16 protein-coding genes are annotated in these 20,548 nt (G+C 48.4%); 8 read left to right on the forward strand and 8 right to left on the reverse strand.

Annotated elements, in window-relative coordinates:
* Positions 1-5 precede the first annotated feature (5 nt).
* From QUB63_RS09145 to QUB63_RS09155, 3 genes are read left to right on the forward strand one after another with little or no spacing between them, the layout of a single operon-like run.
* Positions 6-1,418 (forward strand): cytochrome c biogenesis protein, encoded by a 1,413-nt coding sequence (locus QUB63_RS09145; protein WP_332944605.1) that lies wholly within the window; start codon positions 6-8, stop codon positions 1,416-1,418.
* A gap of 51 nt (positions 1,419-1,469) precedes the next feature.
* Positions 1,470-1,658 (forward strand): DUF2283 domain-containing protein, encoded by a 189-nt coding sequence (locus QUB63_RS09150; RefSeq protein WP_332944607.1) that lies wholly within the window; start codon positions 1,470-1,472, stop codon positions 1,656-1,658.
* Positions 1,639-2,082, forward strand: coding sequence for a retroviral-like aspartic protease family protein (locus tag QUB63_RS09155; RefSeq protein WP_332944608.1), 444 nt, complete (start codon positions 1,639-1,641; stop codon positions 2,080-2,082). Before QUB63_RS09150 ends, QUB63_RS09155 begins: the two co-directional genes overlap by 20 nt.
* A 194-nt stretch (positions 2,083-2,276) precedes the next feature.
* Here the strand turns inward: QUB63_RS09155 and queF are convergent, their stop codons facing one another.
* Positions 2,277-2,696 (reverse strand): preQ(1) synthase, encoded by a 420-nt coding sequence (queF, locus tag QUB63_RS09160; RefSeq protein ID WP_332944610.1) that lies wholly within the window; start codon positions 2,694-2,696, stop codon positions 2,277-2,279.
* Positions 2,697-2,842: 146 nt separating this feature from the next.
* Between queF and QUB63_RS09165 the strand changes: the two genes are divergently transcribed.
* Positions 2,843-3,439: a hypothetical protein gene (locus QUB63_RS09165; protein WP_332944612.1), complete on the forward strand. Its 597-nt coding sequence runs from the start codon at positions 2,843-2,845 to the stop codon at positions 3,437-3,439.
* A gap of 84 nt (positions 3,440-3,523) precedes the next feature.
* Here QUB63_RS09165 and speD read toward each other — a convergent pair whose 3' ends face one another.
* Positions 3,524-3,946, reverse strand: coding sequence for an adenosylmethionine decarboxylase (speD, locus tag QUB63_RS09170; protein WP_332944614.1), 423 nt, complete (start codon positions 3,944-3,946; stop codon positions 3,524-3,526).
* Positions 3,947-4,860: 914 nt separating this feature from the next.
* On the opposite strand from speD, the gene QUB63_RS09175 reads away from it, so the two are divergent.
* Entirely contained in the window at positions 4,861-10,626 is a 5,766-nt protein-coding gene (locus QUB63_RS09175) for an ATP-binding protein (RefSeq protein WP_332944616.1), read from the forward strand.
* 374 nt (positions 10,627-11,000) lie between these two features.
* Here QUB63_RS09175 and QUB63_RS09180 read toward each other — a convergent pair whose 3' ends face one another.
* A complete protein-coding gene (locus QUB63_RS09180) occupies positions 11,001-12,062 on the reverse strand; it encodes a pentapeptide repeat-containing protein (protein ID WP_332944617.1) in 1,062 nt (353 codons plus the stop codon).
* A gap of 380 nt (positions 12,063-12,442) precedes the next feature.
* Between QUB63_RS09180 and QUB63_RS09185 the strand changes: the two genes are divergently transcribed.
* The gene (locus tag QUB63_RS09185; RefSeq protein WP_332944618.1) at positions 12,443-12,766 is read left to right on the forward strand and encodes a hypothetical protein; all 324 of its coding nucleotides are present in this window, start codon (positions 12,443-12,445) and stop codon (positions 12,764-12,766) included.
* A gap of 759 nt (positions 12,767-13,525) precedes the next feature.
* On the opposite strand, the gene QUB63_RS09190 is transcribed toward QUB63_RS09185, so the two are convergent.
* The 4 genes from QUB63_RS09190 to QUB63_RS09205 all read right to left on the reverse strand — a co-directional run bounded on the left by QUB63_RS09190 (position 13,526) and on the right by QUB63_RS09205 (position 16,803).
* Positions 13,526-14,734 (reverse strand): general stress protein, encoded by a 1,209-nt coding sequence (locus QUB63_RS09190; RefSeq protein ID WP_332944619.1) that lies wholly within the window; start codon positions 14,732-14,734, stop codon positions 13,526-13,528.
* Between the two features lie 390 nt (positions 14,735-15,124).
* Positions 15,125-15,604 carry a BON domain-containing protein gene (locus QUB63_RS09195; RefSeq protein ID WP_332944620.1) on the reverse strand — a complete coding sequence of 160 codons (480 nt, stop codon included), beginning with the start codon at positions 15,602-15,604 and terminating at the stop codon, positions 15,125-15,127.
* Between the two features lie 430 nt (positions 15,605-16,034).
* Positions 16,035-16,295 (reverse strand): hypothetical protein, encoded by a 261-nt coding sequence (locus QUB63_RS09200; RefSeq protein WP_332944792.1) that lies wholly within the window; start codon positions 16,293-16,295, stop codon positions 16,035-16,037.
* On the reverse strand, positions 16,258-16,803 hold the full coding sequence (locus tag QUB63_RS09205) for a hypothetical protein (RefSeq protein WP_332944621.1): 546 nt from the start codon (positions 16,801-16,803) through the stop codon (positions 16,258-16,260). Before QUB63_RS09205 ends, QUB63_RS09200 begins: the two co-directional genes overlap by 38 nt.
* A 69-nt stretch (positions 16,804-16,872) precedes the next feature.
* Here QUB63_RS09205 and QUB63_RS09210 point away from each other — a divergent pair, with 69 nt between their 5' ends.
* Positions 16,873-18,279, forward strand: coding sequence for an S-layer homology domain-containing protein (locus QUB63_RS09210; protein WP_332944622.1), 1,407 nt, complete (start codon positions 16,873-16,875; stop codon positions 18,277-18,279).
* 402 nt (positions 18,280-18,681) lie between these two features.
* Positions 18,682-19,716 (forward strand): histidine kinase, encoded by a 1,035-nt coding sequence (locus QUB63_RS09215; RefSeq protein ID WP_332944624.1) that lies wholly within the window; start codon positions 18,682-18,684, stop codon positions 19,714-19,716.
* Between the two features lie 80 nt (positions 19,717-19,796).
* Here QUB63_RS09215 and QUB63_RS09220 read toward each other — a convergent pair whose 3' ends face one another.
* The gene (locus QUB63_RS09220) at positions 19,797-20,543 is read right to left on the reverse strand and encodes an FkbM family methyltransferase (protein ID WP_332944625.1); all 747 of its coding nucleotides are present in this window, start codon (positions 20,541-20,543) and stop codon (positions 19,797-19,799) included.
* Between the last annotated feature and the right edge of the window lie 5 nt (positions 20,544-20,548).

The following is a 20,548-nucleotide window of genomic DNA, read 5'->3' on the forward strand; positions in this document are numbered from 1 at the left end:
TACCAATGACATCAAAAGAAGTATTTCTATCCAAACTATCAGACTGGGCGACGGCGCCTCAAAAGTTTTTCAAGCGAGAAATTTTGCCGGTGCTGGCAGATTTGCGGCTGGCAATTATCTTGCTGCTGGCGATCGCATTTTTCAGCATTTCCGGCACAGTCATCGAACAAGGCCAATCAGTAGAGTTTTACCAATCCAACTATCCAGAACACCCGGCTTTGTTCGGCTTCTTAACTTGGAAAGTTGTGCTGATTGCAGGACTTGACCACGTTTACCGCACGTGGTGGTTTTTGTCAATCCTAATTCTGTTCGGCAGCAGCTTGACAGCTTGCACTTTTACCCGACAATTTCCCGCCCTGAAAGCCGCCCGCCGCTGGAAATTTTATGAAGAACCGAAGCAGTTTGAAAAGTTAGCTCTGAGTGCGGAATTAGAAACAACTTCTTTAACTTCTTTGGAACAACTTTTGCAGCAAAAAAACTACCGCATATTTCGAGAAGGCGAAAAAGTTTATGCTCGCAAAGGCATAATTGGCAAAGTTGGCCCGATTATTGTTCACGCGAGTATGCTAATTATTTTAGCTGGGTCGATGTGGGGCTCGATGACGGGATTTATGGCTCAAGAAATGGTTCCTAGCGGTGAAACTTTTCAGGTGCAGAATATCACTGATGCTGGGCCTTGGGCGGCGCCGCAAATACCTAAGGATTGGTCGGTGCGTGTGAATCGGTTCTGGATCGATTATAGTCCGAGCGGTGCGATCGACCAATTTTACTCGGATCTGTCAGTTTTGGACAAAACAGGCCGAGAGGTCGATCGCAAAACTATTCACGTTAACGAGCCTCTGAGATACCGGGGAGTGACATTTTATCAAGCAGATTGGTCTCTCGCCGCCGTGCGAGTTCGCCTCAACAAAAGCCCGGTTTTGCAACTGCCAATGGCTCAGTTAGATACTCAAGGTAAAGGCAGAATTTGGGGTGCTTGGATTCCGACCAAACCAGATTTGAGTGCCGGAGTTTCTCTGCTAGCTAAGGACTTGCAAGGCACAATGTTAGTGTACGGTACGGATGGCAAATTGTTAACTACAGTTCGCGCCGGCACGGCGGTGGAAGTTAACGGAGTGATGCTGGCAATTGACGAAGTTGTAGGCAGCACGGGACTGCAAATTAAAGCCGATCCGGGAATCCCGATCGTCTATACTGGCTTCGGGTTGCTGATGCTCAGCGTGCTGATGAGCTATCTGTCTCACTCGCAGATTTGGGCTTTGGAAAAAAACGGCAAACTCTACGTCGGCGGCCGCACTAATCGCGCTCAGGTGATTTTTGAAAGAGAAGTTGTTGAGATTTTGGACAAGTTGGCAGAATTGAAAACAGCAGAGGCCAAAAGTGCGATATCTCCGACTTCTGTTGTCAGTCAAAGCTAACCGTAGCTAACCGTAGGGTGCGCAATGCGCACCTTACATCAATCAATAAATATGAAAAAGATTAGATACAGCCCTGATGTAGATGCGATACTTATCGAAATTTGCGATGCCCCGATCGCCTATGCCGAAGATGAAGGCCAAATGATTCTACACTATTCTCGCAGCGGAGAACTGGTATTGATTGAAATCTTAGATATCAAACAATTTATCTCATCTGATTATGTCACCAAAAATTACTGAAAAGATGGGCTTAGTTACCGCCACAATCACTGTCACCAACCTAGTGGATGAAATTTTGCAAGAAAGAGGATTTATAACGGTCGGTGATGTGCGTTCTGTCACCTTAGAAAAGGTTATAGTTGATACAGGTGCAACTCGCCTCTGTTTGCCCGCACCAATCATCCAGCAATTGGGTTTAACACTCGATGAAGAAGTCGAGGTCAAGACAGCCGCAGGCATCCAAAAAGCACGTTTGTTCAAGAGATTGAGTCTTTCTGTAGGGGAACGGAAAGGAGAGTTTAATTGTATGGAATTGCCAGGAGGTGAAGATCCCTTACTAGGTTTGATTCCCTTGGAAAGTTTAGGTTTGCAACCGGATCTTATCAAGCAAGAATTAATCTTTTTGCCACATCGCGGTCAAAATACTTATCACTTGGCCCTCTAATAATTTTAGATTTGAGATTTGAGATTTGAGATTTTAGATTGGGAATGATTGATGAATTAAGGGTTTGGAGGAGTGGCTTACCGTTGTATTTTTTTAAACGGGCATAACATTCCCTATTTATCCTTAAACAGCGGGCGCACACTCACAAGCGCCGCCCCTACTGCCACAGAACGCACATTTAAAGGCTGAGCCTTCTACTTCTGATGCCGCACCTCAATCACGGTGTGGACGTTCCCCCGCGGCGAAAAATCGCCCTTCACCGTCGCGGACAGCGGCGAGCAAGCTGCGACAAAATCGTCTAAAATTTGATTGATCGATTCTTCGTGAGAAATGTAGCGATCGCGATAACTGTTAACGTAGAGCTTCAGTGCCTTTAACTCCACCACCCGCTCGTCGGGCACGTAAGTAACGTGAATCGTGGCGAAATCGGGATAGCCTGAAAACGGGCACTTGCAAGTAAATTCTGGCAAAGTAATGTCAATCGTGTAGCGCCGCCCGACTCGCGGATTCGGGAAAGTAATTAACTGCCCCTCTAAAATCTCGCGTTCGCCGTATTTCATTGCCTCGGTGCTTGACTTTTGCGACACATCTTGTTCGGTTTGCTGGTTGTTCATAGCGATCGACTCAAAACTTCTAAAATTTAATTAAACTCACTATCAATATCTGTAACAAGTATCTTGACGAATTGTGTTGCGATCGATCTAATTGCAAATACTCTCAGGCTAAACTAAAAAAAGTTCACCCTCGCCATCTACAATGGATGCAAAATACTACCTTATCTGACAATACGAACCCTGAAAACTCAAATAGTTACTCTGCATCGGTACCGATTTCTCTCTATCGAGAAGTAACGGCCGAGTTGCAAGCCGCCCAAGCGATGCTCGACTCACTCAAAACCCACAACCAGCAATTAGTTCAACAAAATCAACAACTGCGGCGAGAAGTAGAAACAGTAGTTCAAGTATCGCAACAGTTACAGCAAGTAGTCAACTCGGCTCAGAGCGTCACCCAGACTGGGATGCCTCAAATGCCCTCAGTCAAATTCAATTTCAGCGTTGAACCGGAGCCCCCAGCACCTGTAACCTCGCGGACTAGCTCTGCCGTACCTCAACCACCTCAGAAAGTGGCTTTCCCCTTCCCCCTACCGTCCGCGGAGCCAACAGCCCCCCCGATGCCGGAGACACTTCCACAACAATTATTTACTACTGTGCCGGAAACTCCTTACCGCATTCGCTCTCAACCCAAAAAAGCCTCAGACTTAAGCGGATTGTGGTTGGCGATCGCAATTTTTCTGATTGTCATTGCTGCCTTCGGCGCCGGTTATTTAGTTGTTCGCCCTTTGTTGAAGGGAAAGTAAATTTCCACAAGAATCCCACGGCTCGAACCGTGGGATCTTAACGAAAACCTAGCATAAAATATTCAAAGTTACGCTAATTGGCTATCATCCTCTGGCTGCACTCGTTTCTACTAAACGAGGTGCATACTGCTCTTCACGAGCAGAACCTAGAATGCCCACCCCGGGCTCGAAACCGCGCGTGAACTCAGTGAGTTTTACCTGTTTAGCTTCCAGAGCTGTCTGTAGCACCTTCATGGCTCGGTGAGGGTCGCCGGCTCCGCAGAAAAATAAGTCTGCAGCAAAATAACCGTGTTCAGGCCAAGTATGGATTGCTATATGAGACTCTGCCAAAGTAGCAGTAGCCGTCACTCCGTGAGGACTAAACTGGTGTACGCACAAATCGATGAGAGTAGCTCCTCCGGCTTCGATCGCATCGAGTATGGCGCGGCGGATACGTTCAGGATCGTTGAGCAGCTCTCCAGGAGACTGCCAAGCATCAGCGACCAGATGGGTTCCCAATTGTTTCATTCTGCGGGGTTTTACCTCTAACTCACAATGTCTCAAACCTTTTGACAATAGCACGGTGTTAAAAATTTTGCAAGTAGGTTTCCCAAAGAAAGATGAAGATTACGATCGGCTCCCAAGTTCTTCTCAAACCAACCTTGTTTGATTAGGCATCGCAAGAATTGCCAGTTTTGAACAGGCCGGAGGGCCTGTTCCACAATAATTATTGGAGATGTCTAGTTAAAGCGATCTCTTGTTTCCATTGGGGGCACTCAAACCACAGCTCATCGTTCTGGCTGGGCCGGAATTGATATGATATCGAAATGCCACAGAGCGACGGTTATGTTCTCATGGGTAAAATTCGCCAACTGCTACACAAAACTTGGCTAAACTTATTTAAGCCTCACCATTCAATCAGAATTACTCCTGAAGGGTCTGTTTCCTGTTTCACCCAAGGGAGTCGGCTCTTTCTTGTCCACAGGCGTTACTTCGGGTGTAGCCCACCCTAATTGAATTAATCTTAGTTGAAGCTTTTAGCCATGAGTCATCCACTATTTTCAACCAATTTAACGAAACGCGGACTCCCGTTCGACCTTGTAACAGGCTGGTCAGTTTTGACAAAACTGTGGTTTACAAACCAGATAATTAAGCCTTTTTTTCGGCAATGATGTAATCATACCGCCCAGAATGTTAACCAGTAAAGTTAAGTATGACTAAGTTTAGTAAACTTTTTGGCTATGCAAGTCCAACTCTTGCAGACGATCGCCCGCCCGGTCAACGAACGGCGATCGCGATCGAGGGCCGATACTGTCCGAGTTGACCAGCAACAAATGTGAGCCGCCCTCGTTTCTGGGGTCACCTAGCTTGCACCCGCCCGGCGAAGCCGAGATAGTTAAGATCGTTGCCCGTTTGTATGGGCCCAATAGAGAGACAAGCGCATGATCCAGCAGTATCAACTCGTGGAACAGATTTTTGCCGGCAATAGCGAAATGGCGATGCTGATGCGATCGCACGATTGGTCGCGATCGGCCTTGGGGGCTGTCGAAACCTGGCCTCAAAGCTTGCGCACCATCGTGCCTTTAGTGTTGAACTCCCGCTTCCCGATGGTCATTTGGTGGGGCAAAGAGTTAGTGTTGCTCTACAACGATGCTTGGCTACCCATCCTGGGGACTAAACACCCAAAGGCACTAGGACGACCCGGACAAGAGGTTTGGTCAGAAATTTGGGACATTATTGGCGTGCAGCTAGAGAGCGTACTGGAAACGGCACAGGCAACCTGGTCTGACGATACGCTGCTGCTAGTCGATCGCTACGGGTACACCGAGGAAGCTTTTTTCACCTACTCCTACAGCCCAATTTTTCTAGAAACAGGGGAGGTGGGAGGGGCGTTTACGGCTGTGACTGAAACGACCCGACGGGTGATTGGCGAGCGGCGGCTCACAACGTTACGGGAACTCGCCGCCAGTACCGCAGAAGCCAAGTCGGTTGAGGATACCTGTCGCATTGCTAGCGCCACTCTTGCGAACAATCCTTTCGACATTCCCTTTGCCTTGCTGTACCTAGTCGAACAGGACGGGAAACAAGCTCGGCTGGTGGGAACGGTCAGGATAGATGCCCTCGAACCCGCGGGCCCGGAGCTGGTTGACTTGACGGCTGTTGGCGATCGCTGGAAGTTTGCTACTGTCAAGCAGACTGGGGATGCTGAGATTGTTGATGAATTAATCACCCGGTTTGGGATGCTCTCTGGTGGAGCCTGGGATGAACCATCTAGGGGGGCGATCGTCTTGCCGATCGCGATGGCAGGTCAAAAGCAGCTATTAGCAGGATTTCTAGTCCTGGGAATTAGCCCTAGACTTGCTTTTGATGATGAATACCGGGGCTTTTTTGACCTGGTTGCCAGCAATATTGCCACAGCGATCGCCAACGCCCGAGCCTATGAAGCAGAACGCAAACGCGCCGAAGCACTTGCCGAACTCGATCGCGCCAAAACCACCTTCTTCAGCAATGTTTCGCACGAATTCCGCACGCCGCTCACCTTGATGCTGGCTCCCTTAGAAGACACGATCGCAAATTTGGGTGGAACAATTCCACCTCAAGAACGCGAACAATTACAGTTAGTGCAGCGCAACGGAATGCGGCTGCTCAAACTCGTCAATAGCTTGCTCGATTTTTCGCGCATCGAAGCACGTCGAGTGCAGGCAGCTTATGAACCGATTGATTTGGCAACCTATACGGCGGAACTTGCCAGTAGCTTTCGATCGCTGATTGAACGGGCAAGAATGTCGCTAATTGTTGACTGTCCAACCTTGCCCGAAGCGATTTATGTCGATCGCGAAATGTGGGAAAAAATCGTTCTCAATCTGTTATCAAATGCCTTTAAGTTTACATTAACAGGAACAATTACTGTTCGATTGCAGTGCCTCGAAAATAATGTTAAATTAACTGTTTCAGATACAGGTGTCGGGATTCCACCTGAAGAACTGCCGCATTTATTTGAGCGATTTCATAGAATCAAAAATTCTCAAGGGCGGAGTTTTGAAGGCTCCGGCATTGGGCTATCGCTAGTGCAAGAACTTGTCAAACTACACAGTGGAACGATCGATGTCAGCAGCACTTTTGGACAGGGCAGTTCCTTTACGGTGACGATTCCCACCGGAACGGCACATTTGCTGCCGGAGCGCATTCGTGCCAGTCGCACGTTAGCATCAACGGCATTAGGCGCGATGCCATATATCGAAGAAGCTCAACGGTGGTTGCCAGAAGGCGATTTGAGATTAGAAGAATCGAGCATGGCTCCATCCACTCATGAACTCGTCAATCAACCCGCTCAATCTAAAATCCAAAATCTAAAATCTAAAATTCTCCTGGCCGATGATAACGCTGATATGCGCGATTATATTCGGCGGCTCCTGAGCGGTTCTTATACCGTTGAAACCGTCGCCGATGGCGTTGCTGCTTTGAGCGCCCTAGAGAACAATCCACCGGATCTGGTATTAAGCGATGTGATGATGCCAGGGATGGACGGGTTTGAGTTGTTGCGATCGCTGCGTTCTAATCCCGCAACCCAAGACATTCCGGTCATTCTCTTGTCGGCACGAGCAGGCGAAGAATCCCGCATTGAAGGACTCGAAGCCGGAGCCGACGACTATCTGATTAAACCGTTCTCGGCGCGCGAACTGCTGGCAAGGGTAGAAGCAAGTTTGAATCTCGGACGGCTGCGACAGGAAGCAACTGTGCGAGAGCGAACCCTTCTGGGGCGCGTGACCGATGCGTTTATGGCAATGGATCTCGACTTTCGCTTTACCTACGCCAACGAAGCCGCACAAAGAGTGTCGCGAACTCCCTTAGAAGCGCTGCTGGGCAAAACGATGTGGGAATCATTCCCAGGCACGGTTGGCGCTCAGTTTGAATTCCAGTATCGCCGATCGCTCAGCGAGCAAATCGCGGTGGACTTTGAGGAATATTATGCGCCGCTCGATCTGTGGGTTGAGATTCACGTTTATCCTTCACCGACTGGGCTGTCTCTTTTCTTCCGGGATATCAACGATCGCAAACGAGCCGAATTGAATGCAGAATTTCTCGCTAACATCAGCCAAGACTTGGTTGGGGCGATGGGTGTGGACGAGATTGTGCAAACGGTTGGCGAACAACTGAACCGCTATCTCAATACTTCAAATTGTGCCTTCGTTAAAATTAACGAGGGGGCAGGGCTTGCGGCGATCGATCGCGATTGGCATCAAAATGATGTGCCGAGTTTAGTTGGGGTTTATTCCATGCGGGAGTTTGTCACCGAGGAGTTTCTGCAAGCTGCCAAAGCCGGAGAACCGATGGTTGTCCGGGATTTCGCTGTTGACGGGCGCATTGTTGACCCGCAGCGCTACGCCGCGTTAAAAATCGGTGCCCAAATCAATGTCCCTCTAATCAGAGACGGCGAATGGAAGTTTTCGCTCGTGGTGTTTCATCAAGCGCCTTACGATTGGCGCCCCGACGAGATTGAGTTGATGCGTGAATTAGCAAACCGGATCTGGGCGAAGTTGGAACGCGCTCGTGCCGAAGCTGCGCTGCGCGAATCCGAAGAAAAATATCGGAGTTTGTTTGATTCGATGGACGAAGGATACATCCTTGCCGATGTGGTTTTTGATGCGGACGATCGCCCGATTGACATCTTCTATCTGGAAGCGAACCCGGCGGTGCGGCGGTTGACCGGACTAGATCTGGTCGGACGACGGCTGCGCGAGCTCGACGGGAACTACGAATCCCACTGGTGGGAAACCTTCGGTAGGGTTGCCCGCACAGGCGCGGGGGAACGCCAAGAATTATACGCCGAGCCGCTGAAGGCTTGGTACAACCTCTACGTCTTCAAGGCGGGCGATGCAGACAGTTATCGAGTTGCAGCCGTCTTTCAGGATGTTACCGAGCGCAAAAAAATTGAGCGGGAACGGGAACGGTTTCTTGCTGTCGGTTCGGATTTGCAAGTGATTACGGGCATAAACGGGTATTTCCACTGGGTCAGCCCAACCTTTGAACGAACCCTCGGCTGGACACCAGAGGAAATGACATCCCGCCCCTGGACTGAGTTTGTCCACCCAGAAGATCTGGGCCCCTCCATTGCAGAAACCGATAGTCTTTTCTGTGGCAATAAAACCTTTACGTTTGAAAACCGTTATCGACACAAAGACGGTTCCTACCGCTGGTTGCTCTGGAACGCCCAGCCGTACCCAGAAGAGCAAGTGATTTACGGCGCTGCGGTTGACATCACCGATCGCGTCCGTGTCGAAGACGATCGCCAACGGGCAGAACAAGCCTTGCGTGAAATCCAGGAGCAGAGCCGGAATATTCTGGAGAGCATTGCTGAAGCATTCTTGGCCCTGGATCGGAACTGGCGGTTCACCTACGTGAATCAGGCTGCCGAAACACTGCTCGATCGCACTGCGGGTGATTTGATTGGCAAGAATTTATGGGAAGAATACCCAGGACTGATTGGCAACGAGTTTGAGCCGATCTATAGGAGCGCAATGGATCGCACTCCGGGGTCACTGACGGCGTTTTATCCCGACCACGATCGTTGGTACGAAGTCCGCATGTACCCTGCCGCACAGGGAATCACCGTTTATTTCAGAAATGTCACCGAGCGCAAACAAACCGAAGAAGCCTTGCGAGAAAGTGAAGAGCTAAAGCAACGCATTCTAGAGAGCAGCAAGGACTGCATTAAAGTTTTAACGCTAGATAGCGAAATCGTTTATATCAGTACAGGCGGGTTGTGCCTTTTGGAAATCGACGATCCGACACTCATTCGGAACACCCGTTGGCTCGATATCTGGCAAGGTGAACATTATGAAAATGCCTCCAGGGCGATCGCGGCTGCCAAAGCGGGTAATACAGGTCAGTTTCAAGGCTATCTTCCCACCCGAAAGGGCACGCCGAAATGGTGGGATAGCATGATCACGCCACTGCGGAATACTTCAGGGCAGGTGAGCCAACTCGTTGCAATTTCACGAGATATCACGAAGCAAAAACAAGCCGAAGCTGAACGCGAGAAGCTTCTGCAACAGGAGCAAGCGGCACGGGAAGCCGCCGAAACTGCCAACCGAATTAAAGATGAGTTTTTGGCGGTGCTGTCTCACGAGTTGCGATCGCCCCTCAATCCCATTCTCGGCTGGTCGAAGCTGTTGCAGCAAAGCAAACTTGATGCGGCAAAAACGGCTAGCGCCCTTGCCACGATCGAACGCAACGCCCGACTCCAGTCACAACTGATTGATGACTTGCTCGACATCTCCCGCATTCTGAGCGGCAAACTGAGTTTGAATCGGATGTCCGTTGACTTGAATATGGTGATTTCGGCCGCTTTAGAAACCGTTCGACTAGCCGCCGAAGCCAAGTCACTGCAAATTCAAACAACCTTTTCACCCTCCCAGGGAATGGTAATTGGCGATTCCGGGCGTTTGCAGCAAGTAATCTGGAATCTTTTATCCAATGCCGTGAAATTCACCCCTGAAGGCGGGCAAATTACCGTTAGGTTAACCCAAACTAAAACTTATGCCCAGATTCAAGTCATTGATACGGGAAAAGGCATCAATCCTGAGTTTCTGCCTTATGTGTTTGAGCATTTTCGGCAAGAGGATGGAGCCACAACTCGTAAATTTGGGGGTTTGGGATTGGGGCTGGCGATCGCGCGTCAAATTGTGGAACTGCACGGCGGCAGAATTTGGGTCCAGAGTAGGGGTGAAGGACAGGGAGCCACTTTCACCGTTGAACTTCCCGTCTTGCATACCGCGAATCCTATTGCGGTGGAAGTTGCCGATACAACAGAAGCTCGATCGGACGATCTTCACCTGGCTTCTCTGCGCGTGTTGGTTGTGGATGACGAACAGGATTCGCGCGATTTTGTGGCGTTTGTAGCCCAACAAGAGGGAGCCGAAGTGACTGCCGTTGGGTCTGCGATCGAGGCGCTGCAACTGCTTTCAACCGCAGCCTTCGATATCCTCCTGAGCGACATCGGAATGCCAGATATGGACGGCTATATGCTAGTGCGGAAAGTGAGAGCTTTACCACCCGAGCAGGGCGGGCAAATTCCGGCGATCGCCCTGACTGCTTATGCTGGAGATTTCGATCGGAAACAAGCTCTTGCTGCTGGGTTTCAACGTCATGTTACAAAACCTGTCGAACCGAATGAGTTAGTCAGGGCGATCGTGACATTGCTTTGAAGACTCGATCGCTGACAACGATTGTTGGTGAAACCCGCCCCTACATCTACCCGGATTTTGTTGGGGCGGGTTTTACCAACAATATATAACAATTACCAACAATCTATATAAACCCGCCCCCCACAACCTTACGCCCACATCTACCTCAAATTTGCATTGCTTCGGAAAAATGTACATTGTGATTTATGGTTGGGTGGGGGCGGGTTTGAGAGATTGTTGATAATTGGCAATGATTGTTGGTAAAACCCGCCCCTACATCTACCCGGATTTTGTTGGGGCGGGTTTTACCAACAATATCTAACTCGCGCCAACAATCTATATAAACCCGCCCCCCACAACTTAAAACTCAAAACTATTTTCCGTTAATCAACCCATCAATCCCGGCTGTGAGTAGCTCCATTCGGCAAAATCGCCCCGCCCAAAGCCGCTTGATTTAAATTAGCAACATTCAAGCTCGCCCCAATCAAATTAGCCTCCGACAGATTAGTTCCTGTCAAATTTGCCCCAGTCAGAGAACTCAGCAGCAAACCCGCTCCCGACAAATTGGCGCGGCTCAAATTCGCCCCCCGCAAATCCGCTTCCAGCAAGCTAGCACCCGACAAATTCGCACCGCTCAAATTAGCTCCCCGCAAAGAAGCTTTGTTCAAATTTGCACCCCTCAAATCAGCATTGTGCAGAATCAAACCATTCAAATTGGCTTTACTCAAATTAGCTCGACTCAAGTCAGCACCGCTCAAATTAGATCCATTTAAATTAGCGGATTGCAAGTCAGCACCGCTCAAATCAGCACCGCTCAAATTAGCAGCGCAAATACAAGCCTCCCGCAGACTTGCTTCGCCCAAAATCGCCCCAACCAAGTTGACGCCACCGAGATTTCCGCGATTGAGATAAGCCCGAATTAAAGTTGCACCGCTCAGGTTCGCCCCGTTCAAATCTACTTCGCTGAGAATCGCTCTAGTTAGATTTGCTCTGCTTAAATCAACCCCGCTCATAATGGCTCGGCTCAGCGTCGCCCCGCTCAAATTAGCTTCAGTTAGTTTCGAGCCGCTGAGCAAACAAGCTCCTACTAAACTCGCTCCAGTCATCACAGCTTTGCTCAAGTCAGCGCGAGACAATATTGCTCCGCTGAGATTTGCTCCGCTAAAATCTGCTCCGATCGCCACAGTTCCAGTTAAACTAGAACTGCCGAGGTTAGCTTCAATTAATTTTGCCTTAGATAAATTAGCCCCGCTCAAGTCGGCGCCGTTTAAATTTGCTCCAATTAGTTTGCTTCTAATTAAGTTGGCCCCTTTCAAATTAGCGCTGCTCAAATTTGTGCGACTGAGATTAGCTTCAATCAAATGAGCTGCAATGAGGTTCGCACCTCGAAAATCTCGTTCCCCGTTTCTATGTCTAGTTAAAAGTTCATCGGCACTTAAAATTTCAGTGAAATTCATAAAAAAAGTGAGTGAGTTTCCTTAGTTTCTCGATGTTCTATGTTGTCGGAAAGTTTGTATTTTCGTGTTTGCCAGTCTGTTTTTAAACCAATACTACCACATTAACAATTATCAAAACTGGTTGATTCCTAGCATCACCATGCTAATTTACCTATAACTTACGAAAAGCCACCCGGTTTATCGTAAAAATATGGGGTTGGTCAGCGGGGTATTACTGTATGAATAAACCGAGTTTATCGCTCCAGTATGTAAGTCCTGTAAGTCTTATTTTGCTATTAATTAGCTGGCGGTTGAGGTGAGTTGTTAATTGTTAGTTATATCGAGACTAACTGCTAATCCCTAACTATTAACTACTAACCATTTACTAAAATACCGAGAAGTTGTCGATCGAGTCTTGGTCGATCGCCTATTTGGGGTATTGCGGGCAGCATCCGCGCCGCCTTCTGACCCAAAAAATTGCCGGTACGGGCGATCGAATTTATGAGTGCCAGAAAGAAACCATATCTCGAAGCTTCAACCCCGAAAGTCTTCTACTTTCTGCCTTATATGTTCGAGCGCCCATGAAAGCCTCCGCCCGGTCATCTCAGCTAGTGTCACCCCCCCCACTGTGCTGCGCTCCGCGTGAAATCCAACAGGAAGGCTGTTTCCGGGCGAGTGCTGAGCGAGTCGCAGGCTCCGCAAACAATACGCTGCCATTCGCCTGAGATTTCCCGAAAAAAAGCGCCGCGAGCCGTTCCCGTACTCCCGCGCTGCTGTGTTTGCTGTTAATGTTTACTCGATCCATGAGCGCTTGCGGTTCTAATTAACAGAACGCCCGACACCAGACGCGCTCCCGGACATAAAAGCTGTTCCTGGGCTTAAAGGGTGCTTCGCTGAGGCATTCCCAGAAAAACTGTATTCATGCCGCAGGTTTTGCCAACGGCAATTGGCCTGCTACAGCCAACCAATGACCAGCCTAAGTCTTGCCCTCCGGGGACGACAATATTATTCTAATAGTTGCCGACCGCCTCCGGCCGTCCTGGGCGCGCGGGACGGGCTATTTCACCTGTATTAAGTTGCTGAAATTAGCTGCCCCATAATTAAAGATAGTCGCTCTTTGACTAACCAAGCAATATCTGCTGCAATTAATGTCATCAAATTTGATAATACTGCGGAGTTTGCGATCGAGGAGTAGTGAGTGTTACAGACTTAAAAACCGCTGCGGATTTCTGCTGTAAAAATTTATAGAGCCGATCGACGGGCCGACGCAAAGCCCAGCTCGCACTCTCAAAATTCAACTTTTAACCGATCGCTTTTTTTAAGTTTCCACAACAAAACAAAAGCCGGCTTTCATAAAAAAAGCCGACTTTTGAGATAATATTACAGGCATTGCGCTAAACGCCTACGCCCTGCACAATCCGAGTGCGCCAGTGCCGCTACCGTGCCGTCCGTAGAAACAACACCCAAACAAAGTCTCAAGTGTATCAAACCCGACGGTTGCCGGTCAGACCCTGATTGGGGTCGTAGATACCAGCCGTAGTATCAACGCCAGGAGTGCCGGGAGCGCCGTAATCAGCCCGAGCGGTATCCACGCTGGGATAGTCGTAGGTGTTCCAATGCTGAATGCCTCCGCGGCTCAGAATGGTTTCAGCTTTAGCGACTTCTGCTTCGCTACCGTCAAGCAGTACCAAGTAATCTCCCCTCGCCACCCGATCGTTGTATGCTCTAGCTTCCTCTTCCGGAATTCCCAAACCGACTAAAGCTCCGATCAAGCTGCCAGCCGCCGCACCCAAAGCAGTACCGGCGAGTGTAGTGGCGATCGTCGTAGCTGCGGCTCCAGCCATCATAATCGGCCCGATACCCGGAATTGCCAGCGCGCCGAGACCTACCAACAAGCCAGTCAAACCGCCCAGCGTGCCGCCTGTGAGCGCGCCCTTAGTCGCCCCTTCATCGGCCTTGTTTTCCGCGCTTCCCTGCACGTCAATCCCTGCGATATCCCCTTTAGAATCCGCATCCTTAGCGATGACCGAAACCCGATCCATGTCGAAACCAGCAGCTCTAAGTTCTCCTAGCGCGTGTTCCGTCTCGCGGCGGGTGGAAAACACGCCCACAGCGCGCTTGTCGCGGGCCATCGCTCTGCGGCCGGTATCTGCCGGCACATCGTAAATGGCCCAATCGTGAATGCCCCGCACGCTCATAATTCCTTCGGCTGTGGCAAGTTCGGCATCTGTTCCTTCTACGAATACCAAATATTCTCCGCGCGAGACGCGATCGCTATAAACTTTAGCTTTGCCTTCGGGAACACCCAAACCGACCAAACCGCCGACCAAACCGCCCGCAGCAGCCCCGATCGCGCCTCCGACTACAGTATCAGCCAGCAGAGTGGCGATCGCGCCCCCCGCCATCACCGGGCCAACTCCCGGAATCGCCAGCGCCCCAATGCTGCCCAGCAACCCGATCAAACCGCCCGTCACGACTCCCGCCGTCGCGCCAGCTTTCGCGCCGCCGCCCACTTTCTCGTCGGTACTCTTAGCAGCACTAGCGCCCGCAATGGAGCTGCCATTGAGATTTTCTCCAACTACCGAAACCTTATTCATCGGAAAGCCGGTACTTTGCAGTTCCATCAAGGCTAGTTCCGTATCGCGGTAATTAGAAAACGCTCCTACAGCCCGTTTGTGTTGACCTAAAGCCATTTCTTTTCTCCTTCAAAATATACTGTTTTTACACAACTACAGAATTTCTGCTCTGCTTGCTGCCATCAATCACATTTAGTCATTTTTTCCCCACATTTTTCATCGGTCGGTGGGAATAACCTGGGTCTCTCTCTTCAGGCCGGTTTACCCTAATTATCAGGCCTTGGCAATCAGAAACTTGGAAGAGAAAATTGCGGGTATTAGGCGAGTTTTGAGTGGGAGTTTAGAGTGCGTGAATCTTAAATTCTTTAAATTAAAACCCCGCTACCCGGAAGAGTCACCTAACTGTTACGAGCCGCTTTTAAAGCAATTATAAACTGCCCAACGTTCCCTCAATATTCATCCGTTAAATCCGTTACCCCATCCGTTGCCGAACTTCCTTCCAATTTATTACTTGCTAGGCGATGCGGCGGGTGCAGCGGGGGCGACAACAGCCGTAACATTCACGCTTTTTACACCCTTAATCTCTTTAGCTAGCGGCTCTATTTTAGCTAAATCAGTTTGATTTGGTACTGTACCGCCTACGGTAACAGCCCCGTCTTTTGCGTCAACAGTTAGCTGACCTTTAGTAATGTTCACTTCCAACTTAGAACGAACTTCACTTTTCAGATCGCCATCGGCTCTGATTGCATCGCCGCCCGTCGCGTTGTTGCGCTGTTCTCTGGCCCTGATATCAGAATTTGCTTGTGCTTTGCGAACATCGCTAGTGGCGTCTGACTGAGTTTTTTGAACATTCTCGGCTGGGGGCGGGCTCTTGACATTTTCTGTGGTAGAATTAGGAGCATCTGCGCTAGTTTTAGCCCCCTCGCTGCAAGCAGCAGCTCCAAATAATAGGAGGCCGCTGATAATAATTGGTGTTAGTTTCTTCATAATATGTTAATACCCTCCGGGTAAGCTTTCAATGAGCCAGACTTCGTTGAGCTAGATTAAGCCACACTGAATTTTAGTTGCTGCTTTCTGCTCTCTAAATAGCCTTATATAAAACATATAAAATTGAGGAATCCGCTACATCGCTCCACAGGTGTAAAATTTACCTCTGTCCTTAGATAGAGTACAAAAAACCAAATAAGGTCTTATAGCATTTGAGATTTGAGATTTTCGATTTGAGAATTCGGCGCGATCGCGAGCGTCGAACGATTTGAGATTTGAGATTTTCGATTTGAGAATTCGGCGCGATCGCGCTCGCTTGTCGGAGTGTCGAAGGATTTGCGATTGGAGATTAGTTACTGAATATGGGTTTGAAGCTGACAAAGCAGTTGCATTCTTTTTTCAAACGGGTATTAGATTAAATTTAACTTAATTATTCCGGGACGCACTCTTCATCATCAATCAGGTTGATCCCGATATTTTTAGTTACCCAAGCTACTATTTTCAGAGACACCAAGTTCAAAAACGTAAGTTTTATTAATAGATTCGCTCGCCACTCAAAACGAATTTTTCCTGATGACTGATGACTGATGACTGATGACTGATGACCAATGACCAATGACCAATGACTGACATCCGTTGCCGAACTGCCTTCTTCAATACAAACGAAAAGAGTCGAGAAATTTTTGAGCATTTTCTGGTTCTGGAGTAGTGACAACCAGCCCGTAAACGCGCGTTTCCACCAAAAAAACTTGACCTACACCTACAGGTTCTTTGGGGGAAAGCGGCTGAAACTCAAACTCTTTTCCCGGATAGCCGCCCAGGGAAATATCCCGGACTTGCAGCAATTTAGCATTCGCCGCCACGACAAACAAATCAACGGCATTATTTAAAGTAATTTTGATATTATTGTTGCTGAGCCGAAAATCTAGGTCAAAGTATTGAAGTAAATAAGTTTCTTTGTTTTTTAATATCGATCTGTATGTATGAGCGGTAATTTGAGTTGAAAAAGTTTCAGTATTAATTTTGGGAGTTCCCGGCATATCGATCGCAAACTGACCCTGGGCTGAGCAAAACGGCAGCCACTCCGGCGTCAGAAGTGACGCCCGCAGCGGGGCTGCTTCAGCTTTTGCGGGACTGGCAAACTTGAGGCCACAGACAAGTAATGTAGCAGTAACTAGAATTATATGCAGCAATTTCATTTGGGTAATAATTATATTGGTCCGATCGATCTGCGCTAGCCTAGAAATATATCCGCAAACGAGGGATTTATGCTGAATACTATATTTACTCAACGGCAACGCAAGTCGATCGGGCGATCGCCCGATCGAACCCGTAAAACCAGTAAAACCAATATACTCGCTGCTGCAAATACTTGGCTAGCTGTGTGTCTGCTGGCTGCTGTCACAGCTTGCGCAAACAGCCCCAACAGCAAGGCACTCGAAGAATCTGTAGCCGCCGATCCGAAATTACAACAAAATCCAGTGGTTTTCTCTTCCCCACCGCCAGCGACAGCAGTTGAGACAAACTCTACCGCCAAACTCCCGGACGATTTCCCGACAGAGATTCCACTCTATCCTAATGCTCAGTTAATCGAAGTTGGCACTCAAACCGATGCGTCGCCAAAAAACGTGCGGCTGCGCTGGGAGAGCACAGATCCGGTTAATTCGGTTCAGAACTTTTATCAGTTAGAATTTGGGCGTCGCAACTGGCAAATAGTCAGCCTCCCAACCCCCGACGGACAAGGTTCTTTAGTCGCAACCCGAGATAAATTGCGCGTAACAGTGTCGCTTTCTCCTACTCAGAAAGTAGGAGGTTCTACAGAATTTGCGATCGACTACAGCAAAGAGGGCCCAGAAATTGCTGCCAGTCCCCAACCTAACAACTCCGAGTCTAGCCCATCTCCAACCGCTTCACCAACTCCATCCAATTCAGAGGGAACTACTCCAACCCCATCGGCTTCGCCAAAATCAGCAAAAGTTAGCCAACTAGACACTCAAATTCCTCAACAGTTGCAGCAGTATGTGGCAGATTTGGCTCAGTTGGAAGTGCTGAAAGTGCGAGCGAAAAAAAATGCTAACTTAGAAACAGGCAGCACTTTACCCGAACCCAACAAAATTGTCACTCGCCGCGAATACGCCCGCTGGTTAGTAGCAGCAAACAATCAAATTTATGCTAGCCGTCAAGCCAAACAAATTAGATTAGCAGTAGACTCTAGCGAACCAGCCTTTTCTGACATACCCAAAACAGACCCAGATTTTTCAGCAATTCAAGGTTTAGCAGAAGCAGGTGTAATTCCGAGTTCGCTTTCAGGAGAAACTAAAGACGTGAAATTTCGCCCGGATGCACCTTTAACTCGCGAAACAATGATTCTCTGGAAAGTACCGCTAGATACTCGTCAAGTTTTGCCCACAGCTAACATTGACGGAGTGAAAGAAAAATGGGGTTTTCAAGATGCTTCTAAGATTGATTCCCAGGCGTCGCGGGCAGTTTTAGCTGATTTTAACAATGGAGATTTGGCGAATATTCGCCGCGTTTTTGGTTTTACAACTCTGTTTCAGCCCAAGAAATCCGTGACTCGCGCCGAAGCTGCTGCTAGTTTGTGGTATTTTGGCATTCAAGATCAGGGATTGTCGGCTAAAGATGCTCTGCAAGCCAAGTCTCAACCAGCCCAGTAGAGCCGTTTGGGATGATTAAAAGTTTTGCACAAAGCATCTACTTATAAAAGAGAGGTTGGTAGTGAGGACTTCAGTCCTTCCTTTCCTGAGGACTGAAGTCGGAACGATGGAACCTCTTTGATTTTGGTCGTCACCGCAGTAGAAAAGTCCCGTTTCTTTAATTTCTGTGCGCGAGTCAGCATAAAAAATCCTTTCAAACACTATACATCGGCTTCTCTGTGCTTGTGGCGCACCCTACGGGAGAGATTTTGTCCCTCAGTCTTACAACCGCTGCATTTTCCAGACCAATTTTGTACGTATTTTAACTAACACTTGGAAAAACTCTCAGTAGGATTCCGGATGGGGTAACGGTCTTAACGATAAATGAAAAAGAGTGTTTGAGCTCTGGGAGAGCGTTTTTCAATGTACGATATTACCCTATTTACCCCGCAAGACATGGCGAAATGCAGCTTAGTCCTGCGCCAGTTCGGTAGAAACGCTGCTAGTATGGAAGCCAGCAGCAAGAAAATTGTCAAGTATATTTACCAACATTTTTGCGATTCGCAAACGGGAGAAAATACTTGTGCCTTAGTGCGTTTGTTCAAAACTCATCCCTACGGGGAATTAGAAGACTCATTGCAACAATCTGCCCGCCGCTTGATGAACGGCAATTCCCCCGCCCCCGACATGAAATGCTGGACTCTGCTAGCAGCAGCAGGCCAAGAACCGCACTGGAATTCTCGGCACACAGCAGCAGAAAATACAGCGATTCCGTTAGTTAGCGCCGAATTAGTAGCTAAAATCCCGGCGATTTCCGAAATAATCCGGCACTTCGGTTTAGACATTCCTACAGTCCTCGGAATCGAGCGAGAAAGATTCCTGCAATTAGAACCCGCACCATTAAATATTTTTCACGTATCAGAGGCAAAAGGCAGCCCCTTTATTCCAGAACAAGATTCCTTAATTATTCCCTACCGAGTCAAGTCTGTCTTGGGATTTGGGGGACTTCTAGAGTCGGGAAGTTTGTTTGCTGTACTGATGTTTATGAAAGTTAAAATTCCCCCCAACACCGCTGTAATGTTTAGACATTTGGCACTTAGTGTCAAAACAGCCCTGTCTATGACTGACACAAAATTTGTATTTCATCCATCAGCAAATCCTGAAAAAATTGCCTTTCATAACAATATTTATGAAAGGCAATTTTTGGAATATCAAGTGGCAAATCTGATTCAATTGCTGGACTTTTCCGAACAGGAGATGGTCAGACAAGCAGCTCATTTTCAACGGATAATTGACAAGTTGCAGCGGGAAATAGCCCAGCGGAAAAACAAGGAACAAGCTTTGCAAGCAAGTCAAGAACCATTCACAGGCATCCTCAATATTCCCGAAGATGCTGTTGTTGGCGTCGAGGAAAATCAAGGAATGCACAGTTTTAATCAAGGTGAAGAACAGATTTAATGCTAGCTATGTTATTCGTTCGCAGCATCGGACTTCACTCCTCTCTAAAATCTGAGGACTGAAGTCCGAACGATCCAACCTTATTTAGGGTTGGGGGTTCGGGATGCTAAGATGGAGCCGTACCATTTATCTATTGGCGTTTGCTTTCTGACCCGAAATCCTAAATTTTCAATAACTTGTCGGGTTTCGGCGTGAGTGTGACCAGACCACAAGTGATATTCTAAAGACAGGTTTTGCACGAGTTGCCAAGTATCTCGGTCTTCAAATAACAGCCATTCTGCACCTTCGCAGTCTACTTTGGCTAAATCGACGCTGCCGCCCATTCGCTCGATCGCCCTTTTCAACGATATCATCGGTACGTCGCCACTGTCGCTGACAGTCGATCGCGTTTTTCCCGAGACTTCCCGAATATCCAGCACTACTTTACCATCTCGGTCTCCTAAAGCTTCCATAAAATACGTAAAATTTGCGATTTCAGATTGATGTTTGAGGTAAATTTCCAAGTTGGGATTAGCTTCGTAGGCGTGAATCACCGCCTGGGGAAACCTGTTCCTCGCAGCAATCGGAAATAACCCGACATTGGCTCCAATATCAATAATTGTCCTCAGCGATTGGGATAATTGTTCGACTCCGTAGCAGTCGTCTAAAAGCACTTCTATAAATTCTCCGTCCATGCCTTTCTCTGAAGGCACGTTGACTTGATGGCGCTTTCCTTGTACAAGCAAATGATCGGGCAATTGAAAGCTAGCAACTCTGTTAAATTTTATGCCTAACTTTTTTGCTCTAATTTTGCGCTGTAAGAGTTGCACTAATTTATTGATAATCATAGGGA

The organism is Microcoleus sp. ARI1-B5 (assembly GCF_036705795.1).
Lineage (GTDB): Bacteria > Cyanobacteriota > Cyanobacteriia > Cyanobacteriales > Microcoleaceae > Microcoleus.

What these genes read in the sequence shown, in the direction of transcription:
- speD (WP_332944614.1), bottom strand. Translation starts at nt 3,946, where the DNA reads ATGAAACAATTGGGAACCCATCTGGTCGCTGATGCTTGGCAGTCTCCT.
- QUB63_RS09175 (WP_332944616.1), top strand. Translation starts at nt 4,861, where the DNA reads ATGATCCAGCAGTATCAACTCGTGGAACAGATTTTTGCCGGCAATAGC.
- QUB63_RS09165 (WP_332944612.1), top strand. Translation starts at nt 2,843, where the DNA reads ATGCAAAATACTACCTTATCTGACAATACGAACCCTGAAAACTCAAAT.
- QUB63_RS09190 (WP_332944619.1), bottom strand. Translation starts at nt 14,734, where the DNA reads ATGGCTTTAGGTCAACACAAACGGGCTGTAGGAGCGTTTTCTAATTAC.
- QUB63_RS09180 (WP_332944617.1), bottom strand. Translation starts at nt 12,062, where the DNA reads ATGAATTTCACTGAAATTTTAAGTGCCGATGAACTTTTAACTAGACAT.
- QUB63_RS09220 (WP_332944625.1), bottom strand. Translation starts at nt 20,543, where the DNA reads ATGATTATCAATAAATTAGTGCAACTCTTACAGCGCAAAATTAGAGCA.
- QUB63_RS09155 (WP_332944608.1), top strand. Translation starts at nt 1,639, where the DNA reads ATGTCACCAAAAATTACTGAAAAGATGGGCTTAGTTACCGCCACAATC.
- QUB63_RS09195 (WP_332944620.1), bottom strand. Translation starts at nt 15,604, where the DNA reads ATGAAGAAACTAACACCAATTATTATCAGCGGCCTCCTATTATTTGGA.
- queF (WP_332944610.1), bottom strand. Translation starts at nt 2,696, where the DNA reads ATGAACAACCAGCAAACCGAACAAGATGTGTCGCAAAAGTCAAGCACC.
- QUB63_RS09210 (WP_332944622.1), top strand. Translation starts at nt 16,873, where the DNA reads ATGCTGAATACTATATTTACTCAACGGCAACGCAAGTCGATCGGGCGA.
- QUB63_RS09145 (WP_332944605.1), top strand. Translation starts at nt 6, where the DNA reads ATGACATCAAAAGAAGTATTTCTATCCAAACTATCAGACTGGGCGACG.
- QUB63_RS09205 (WP_332944621.1), bottom strand. Translation starts at nt 16,803, where the DNA reads ATGAAATTGCTGCATATAATTCTAGTTACTGCTACATTACTTGTCTGT.
- QUB63_RS09150 (WP_332944607.1), top strand. Translation starts at nt 1,470, where the DNA reads ATGAAAAAGATTAGATACAGCCCTGATGTAGATGCGATACTTATCGAA.
- QUB63_RS09200 (WP_332944792.1), bottom strand. Translation starts at nt 16,295, where the DNA reads ATGCTCAAAAATTTCTCGACTCTTTTCGTTTGTATTGAAGAAGGCAGT.
- QUB63_RS09215 (WP_332944624.1), top strand. Translation starts at nt 18,682, where the DNA reads ATGTACGATATTACCCTATTTACCCCGCAAGACATGGCGAAATGCAGC.